This window comes from Halovenus aranensis, assembly GCF_900100385.1.
Lineage (GTDB): Archaea > Halobacteriota > Halobacteria > Halobacteriales > Haloarculaceae > Halovenus > Halovenus aranensis.
In genome coordinates this window covers 1-6,973 of the sequence record NZ_FNFC01000033.1, presented here as the reverse complement: position 1 = coordinate 6,973, position 6,973 = coordinate 1, and the positions used below count along the sequence as shown (strand labels likewise).

Sequence of the window (6,973 nt, the reverse complement as noted above, 5' to 3'; positions counted from 1 at the left end):
CTGCTGGCGCAGGGAGTCGTGCCGATTGCACCGTACAATCCACGCAATACGGACGACCCGCTGGACATCGATTACAGGGTCGAAGATCGCATCGACGAACACGCTGAAGACATCAGCCTCAAGCAGTCAGTGCTCGACGAGACGTACGAACACCGGACGCAGGTGGAACGAACAAACGAAGCCTGCAAGGATTGCGGCCTCGGGCACGTCCTCGCCCGAGGCCGCGTCCACGCACGAACACAGGTGTTCGTGGCGCTTTGTCTCCGTGTGATCGTCGCAGTCACCAACTACGAACAGGGAGACAATCCCGGGCGAACGAAGCTCAAAACCCTGTGAACGATTCTATGACACGCTCAAGTAGGTCAATATCCATTGGCTGGAACACGGATTCGCACGGCGGAATTAAGAATACTCAGAAAGGGTCTTTTCATGATCGACCAGTTCCTCAATGGACTCGTGAATTCCAACCTCCGAGACAGTTTCTTCGAGCGCTTCAAGTACCATGTTGATGTCCATGTCTAGTGAGTACTCACGATAGGTACCACCTCGACGTCCTTCGTTTCGTTCGACAGCTGAGATGATTCCCAACATAGAGAGTTCGCCAAGATGATCACGCATGCGACGCGGAACTAATGGGTCTACACCGACCTGTTCAGCGAAACTCGTATATCTTGGCCGGATGTCCCGAGAACGAGCGGGAGTCTTGTCTTGCCGCTCGAGGGTTAAAACAGCGTACAGTACAAGATGTCCGTGCTGGGTCAGACCGGAAATTCCCTCCCGAATCCGGCCTCGCTCAAGTTCATCCCTCGCTTCGCGAACTAATTCATCGGTGACTGCATCCGTTTCGTTATCCCGAGCAATATCACCAGCTTTCATGAGAAGATCAAGAGACTGACGGGCGTCACCGGCATCTTTCGCACCGTAAGCCGCACACAGCTGAATCACACCATCGCTGATGACATCATCATGAAATGCGACTTCAGCGCGTTGAGAGAGAATCTGAATGAGTTCCTCGGCATTGTAAGCAGGGAATTGGAGTTCTTCTTCACAGAGTGAACTCTTCACCTTGGGTGAGAGATTATCGCGGAATGAGAAGTCGTTTGAAATCCCAATTATTCCAATCTTTGCGTTCGAGAGATTACCGTTAGCTCGTGCACGCGGAAGTTGGTACAGTATACTATCATCCTCAATATGATCGACTTCATCCAGGACGATAATGATAGTCCCTCTACACTCGTCGAGTTCGCTCCAGAGCATATCATAAACGGTTGCACGAGGATACCCTGTCGTAGAAATCTGATTTGAGTCGTCGCGGAATTTGTTCACGAGACGAGTCGCAATCTGATAACTACTGGAGAGACCATCGCAGTTGAGAATCTTGATTGTGAGTTCAATATCATCATATTGTGCCGCATCTTCACTCAGATGATCCAAGAGGAATCGCGTCCCTGCAGTTTTACCAACCCCAGTCTTTCCATACAGGAAGATATTATTCGGCTGCTCGCCGTTGATTACGGGTTGTAAAGCTGTCTTGTATCGAGCCAATTCCTCATCTCGACCGACTAATTCATCGGGCTGATAGTCTTCACGAAGGGCATCGCGGTTTTTGTAGATTTCCGTGTCCCGCTGAAACATTCCCATCCTTGGAGCAAACATAGAAACGGAGTGTAATAAAACCACCCTGTCCGCAGTGTCCGCCGTTTCCGCTGTTCATAGAGTATAAATGTAGAAGGGAAACACCCCCACCCCACTTTGTCCGCAGTAATTGGGTACAAGAGTGGGGTGTGGTAGCTAGCAATATCTTTATTGTTTGTTTTACTAGGATAGTTTTATTATGGCATGTTTTGAATTGTCCGAATGACAGTATGAAGACTAGGGGATGTCCACGACATTTCCATCACTGTGATGGCTTGAGAACTCCTTCTTTCCCGTTTGTCGGAGAACAGCGGACAAAGTGGGGTGGGGGTGTCCTTTCTTGAACAGTCTTCTCTCCAAGTGGTAGTAAGGGTTCGACAACTCCTGTTCTGTCACTCTCTCTCCCTCCCTCTTCTCCCGTTGCAAGTCGCTCTCTGTCCCCGCTCTGTTGCTTTAGCCAGATCGTGATCAGATTCATCTGGTACCATCTGCTGCTCGGATCTTGGTGACATCACCGGATGTCTTCTTCCCTTTTCCCTCAATACACCCCACCATGTCCGCAGTTATTCTGAAGTTTTCACAGACGGCGGTCAAGAGCTGCGGACATAGTGGGGTGTTACTCAGAACGGGTTGCACAGACCTTCTTACCTCTCTTCTAAATTCTGTTAAAAAACACTCCACCGTGTCCGCAGTTATTCTACTACAGAACTTCTTTCTGCTCGAGAACCGCGGACATTGTGGGGTAGTTCAATATCCATCAAGCTATCATCCTGACTCAGCTTTCATCGGAAACGCGGTGGGTCGCCGAGTCAGTGAGATATTCTTCGCTGTCTCAATATACCCCACTATGTCCGCAGTTCTTTTCTGCCCAATAACCTCGATACGGTCATTCCATGAGGTGGTTGTTCTCTTGGCGGCCCTCCGAATTATTTCGAATATTGGCTTATTCGTCGGGGGCGACTGGCGACTTATATTTTGACTTGATCTTCTCTCCCTCTCGCCACTGCCAGTAATAGTAGCGATTGTCGTTGATTTCCTTGATAGTGATCGTGGCCTTCGCCGGGATGTTGTCCGGAAGATCGTCCGGACGCTCATCGCTCTTATTCTCATCCGACTCCTCCTCAAGGCGGGCCTCGCGAGCTTTGTGCTCTGCCAGTTCCTCGGCATAGCGTGCGACGTGTTGGAGCTGCTCCGGAGAGTAACCGTTGAGATTGTCCAGGATCTCTGTCGGTAGATCCGCCGGCGGGGTCGGTGGTTCGTAGGACATCAGTAGTCGCCTCGTGTTAACCAACACTGTCTGCTATTCTATAGAGCTGTTGGTTAAGCTCGTGAAGCCTTCTTCCAGACTCACTGTCTGTAACTTTTTCTGCAACTGGTTTATATAATAGTTTCGTGTTATGTTACACTATGCTCCGGCGCATCGAACTTGAGGTCCTCGCCACGGTCGACCGCGGCGACACGATCTCGGAACTCGCGACGAAGCTCGACCACAGCGAGAGTTACCTCTCTCGTGCCGTCGCTGACCTCGTCGAGAAGAGACTCGTCTACACGGAACGCGACGGCCGGCAAAAACGAGTTATTCAGTCGGATGCTCGCGCCGTTGAACTATACCAGGACCTCGTCCGCCAATACTCCCACATCGACTTCCCCGAGCTGCTGACCGGGAAGGCACTCGAAGTGCTGTACTATCTCGACCAGCTGCGGACCGTCTCCGAGCTCGCTCACCGGAGCGACAACTACCGCAACACGGTTAATCGCGTCCTCAAGCGGTTTCGCGACCGTGGTCTCGTCGGGACAGACGGCAGCCACTACGAGTTTAACGCCGACTTCGACCGTCTTCATAAGTTCGCCCGTGAACTCACGCATCATCTCCATCGCCAACGGCTGGAATCCGTCGCCCCGAAGGGCACAATTCTCTGGGGGGGCTACGACGAATTCCTCGCTCAGACCGAGACGGAGATCGACGCAGAGGAATTCTGTGAAACCTGCCTTGCTCGATTCGCAGCATTCGACCTCCAGTTTCTTCTTACCAGCCACCGCTACTACATCTACTCCGAGGAACTTGATGCAGTCTCGCCGGCAGAGCTCTGCTGTCACACGCTGCTGATCGACGACGGCAGCCGCCACCGCTCGTACTGTCTCCTCCTGCTCAGCCACGTCGACGTCGACGAGGAGAATCTCCGAAAGCAGGCAACGAAGTATGGCCTCGAAGACGAAATCGACGCCTTGCTGCGCTACCTTGAGACGCACGGCGAGGTCGATGACGACCGGCTCCCGGAGTGGCACGAGTTTCAGGAGCTGGCGGCTGACTACGAGGTGCCACTACCATGAGACCAACATTCGGACGCGAGTACATCGATCACCGCCGGCGCAGAAACAACCTCTCCTGAATCGAGGGAGTCGCTGGAATCTCGACGAATGTTGTCACTGGCCAACTTAAATCCTGTTAAAAATGAATTCCGAAATTCGCAAGACTGCAGTCGGGTGGAGTCCTTGCTCGGAAACTGATGGTGTTCCAGCACAAAGGTATGCGTATGTCATCGGAGTCTGAGAGGGGCTCACCGCTCCCCGAACCGGATGAGATTGCCAGGCGTGCTGAACGACAACGTAGTCTGTACGAGGAGGCCGCCGAGAATCCAGACCGGGTGGTCCCAGCGATGTTCATCGAGGATTGCGCCCGGTGCGAAGCGCTCGCCGATAAGCGGCGTCGTGAGGGCTTCTATAAACACTTCTATCGGACACTCCCTGATCGAGAGACGGCGGAGCTGTCTAGCGACGATCTTCCTGAGGAGATTCAGTCCGCTGCGTCCGTCCATCGTGCAATCGATGATACGACTCTTGAGGACGAGAGCGCGGACGTGGCCTCCGTTTCGGAGCTGTGGGAGCAGATCGGTACTGGTGAGCACCCGGGCAAGTTGTGTCAAGCTCCGTTGGTCCACTACATCGACCGTGAGGACTGCTATATCCACGCAGAGCCAATGCGGGTCGGCTTCAGCTATGGTCTCCCCGTGTTCGTGTACAAACGCCGGCAATCGGACAACCACTACGGAGTCTTCTTCTCCAGTGAGAAGGCGTATCTGTGGCTCTGTGGATGGATTCTTCACGCAAACGGATTCATCGACCCGAAGGAGTTCATACCATCACTCTATTTCTTGAAGGCCTCGGACCCATCCACAGTTGCACCTGAGTTGGTCTCCAAAACAGAAGATCTCGTGTTTCGTAACGGATTCCCCGGCGTAGACGCCCCCGAAATCACAGACCTGCCGGACGGGGTCAATTTGTACCAATTCCCGTACAGCAAGGACACGTATGCGGATCAGTTTGCTCGATGGCGCCGCCTCTACTTCGGAGAGCGAACCCCTCGTGGGTGTGGAGACTGCGACGTGTGTCAGGAGTAAATTCACCGCCCTAATGTGTGCTCTACGCCAGATGCGACACCTCCGATGGTTCCTCGATGTCGTCGAACTCGCCACGCTCGACAGGCACCCAGTCCTCACCCGGCTCTGAACTCCACCAGTCGACTTTGTAGGCGCCTGATGCGCCGAGGATCTTCACGCGTGCCGACCCATCAGGCAGGTCGCGGCGCAGTTTCTCGTCGACGTGAAGATTCCAGGTTGTGGTAGCTCGCTCCGGCTGCGCCGGCACCCATCGCCGGCGCTCGAAAAACTCGTGCCGGCGGTCGGTTCTCAGGAAAAAATATCCGTCTACCAAATTACACTCCCAATATGCCGGAATATAAACTGTCATATCGTCTCTATGGTCCTGTCAACATCCAAAACGGTGGCAAAATTCAAGACGCCGTGTTGCAACCTCGATCTGATCAGCACAGTGTCGAAGCGGTATTAGAGTTCACAACAAACGCGGCAGATCCGGACCAGGCCGAGGATCTGGCCCAAGGCGAATATCGGGAAAAGGCTCAGGAAATCATCAACATCCTCTCGTACGTAGTTGAGGACGGAGTTTTCGTGGGAGAGCCGTACGAAGTGAGCCGAACCGATCAGAACTACACTCAGCGAATCGATTCACCGACCCACATCACGGAGTTCTCTATATCTATTGCGGACGGGATTTTAGAAACTGTAACCGATGACCTCGATATTTCAGATCGGACAAAGAGAGCTCTCACATGGTACACCATTGGATTAGGAACTCAGACCCCCGAAGACCGGCTAGTTGCTTTCTGGACCGGGCTGGAAGCGTCTGCTGAGGTCCAGACATTCCTTTCTGATGACGAACAGGACGCGTTCAAGGGCCTGATGGAGACAGTTGAAGATGAACTTGAGGAATTCGACGACCTACGGCAGCGAGTACGATCCATGCTTGGCCATCTTCAAAATGAACGCTACACTGACGCAGTGAAACGAACCCTCGAGGAGGAAACAGAGTACGACGAAGAGGCCGTAGACGATATCAGTACTATTGGAAGTGATCGAGGGACAATCGTCCACCAAGGCGAACACGTTGATAACGCCGCCAAAAAGGCTTCATCTGCCCAAGCATATCTACGTTCGCTACTCAATAACCGGCTCTCTGAAAATATCGACGAACTCGTCGATTTCGATCTCCCTCTTGCTGTGGAGGATACGGATGGTAGCCTGTATCGCCCAGAACACCCGACTGTAGCTCCGGAGGACTGGCTAGCAGAAGTATTTGAACACGAACGAGGCAAGGTATTGTCCGAGAAACAGATCTTCGAACGGGCCTATCCAATTTTCCGCGATATCCACAAAGTCGCCAAGATCCAGACGCTACTACCGAACGTGACCGGCTGGGGTCAACCCCTGCGGGAATGTGGAGACGGAGAATACGAGTATGCACCCTTTCCGGACTGGATAACACCTGAAGTTGACGCAATAATGCGGTATTTAGGCGGTGCGGGGGATGTTCCGCCAGAAGTTATTGCTCGCAATGCGAACAATATCCGTAACGATGTCGAACTAGATCCCGGTGAGGCTGAGCGTCTCTGTAACGACTTAGTCAACCGGAGAATCGCCCAAGAAGCAGATGGATACTATACGCTCACCCAAGATCAGTCGATCACATCGACAGCCGCGTAACCTCGTCTGATGGCGGTGAATCAGATTGAACTGGTCGTGGAGCGTCTTCGAAGCGCTAGTGAGCGGGATCTTCGGCATGGACCGTCGCTGTCGGCGGCGGATCGCCGCCGACGCGACAGTGTCGCCACTCACGACCGCTGTCCGGATCGGTGGACAGCTACCGGAAGAACCGGTCGTCGAGTGACTGGTTCGCTGGGACTGCTCTACGCACACCAAGCGCTGTCCAAGCGGCCCGCAACACCATCTCACAAAACTCCGCGAACGGCCATCTCCAGAGGCGG

The 6,973-nt window shown here is 53.4% G+C and carries 6 protein-coding genes and 2 pseudogenes; 4 read left to right on the top strand and 4 right to left on the bottom strand.

Features of this window, described 5'->3' with window-relative positions:
• Nucleotides 1-336 (top strand): transposase (locus BLR34_RS16190; RefSeq protein WP_143414197.1); only part of this gene is annotated, 336 nt, incomplete at its 5' end.
• A 66-nt stretch (nt 337-402) separates the two neighbouring features.
• On the opposite strand, the gene BLR34_RS16185 is transcribed toward BLR34_RS16190, so the two are convergent.
• Together BLR34_RS16185 and BLR34_RS16180 are read right to left on the bottom strand one after the other, a co-directional pair.
• Nucleotides 403-1,641 carry an orc1/cdc6 family replication initiation protein gene (locus BLR34_RS16185; RefSeq protein WP_092704904.1) on the bottom strand — a complete coding sequence of 413 codons (1,239 nt, stop codon included), beginning with the start codon at nt 1,639-1,641 and terminating at the stop codon, nt 403-405.
• Nucleotides 1,642-2,578: 937 nt separating this feature from the next.
• On the bottom strand, nt 2,579-2,902 hold the full coding sequence (locus BLR34_RS16180) for a DUF6788 family protein (RefSeq protein ID WP_092704902.1): 324 nt from the start codon (nt 2,900-2,902) through the stop codon (nt 2,579-2,581).
• A gap of 140 nt (nt 2,903-3,042) precedes the next feature.
• Between BLR34_RS16180 and BLR34_RS16175 the strand changes: the two genes are divergently transcribed.
• Entirely contained in the window at nt 3,043-3,966 is a 924-nt protein-coding gene (locus tag BLR34_RS16175; protein WP_092704900.1) for a MarR family transcriptional regulator, read from the top strand.
• 203 nt (nt 3,967-4,169) lie between these two features.
• Complete coding sequence (locus tag BLR34_RS16170; RefSeq protein ID WP_218120925.1) at nt 4,170-5,033, top strand: hypothetical protein; 864 nt, start codon at nt 4,170-4,172, stop codon at nt 5,031-5,033.
• Between the two features lie 22 nt (nt 5,034-5,055).
• On the opposite strand, the pseudogene BLR34_RS16165 reads toward BLR34_RS16170, so the two are convergent.
• A pseudogene (locus tag BLR34_RS16165) lies at nt 5,056-5,259 on the bottom strand (DUF7567 family protein); the annotation flags it as partial.
• A 101-nt stretch (nt 5,260-5,360) separates the two neighbouring features.
• Here BLR34_RS16165 and BLR34_RS16160 point away from each other — a divergent pair.
• Complete coding sequence (locus BLR34_RS16160) at nt 5,361-6,692, top strand: hypothetical protein (RefSeq protein ID WP_092704896.1); 1,332 nt, start codon at nt 5,361-5,363, stop codon at nt 6,690-6,692.
• A 157-nt stretch (nt 6,693-6,849) separates the two neighbouring features.
• Here BLR34_RS16160 and BLR34_RS16740 read toward each other — a convergent pair.
• Nucleotides 6,850-6,973, bottom strand: a pseudogene (locus tag BLR34_RS16740) (ISH3 family transposase); the annotation flags it as partial.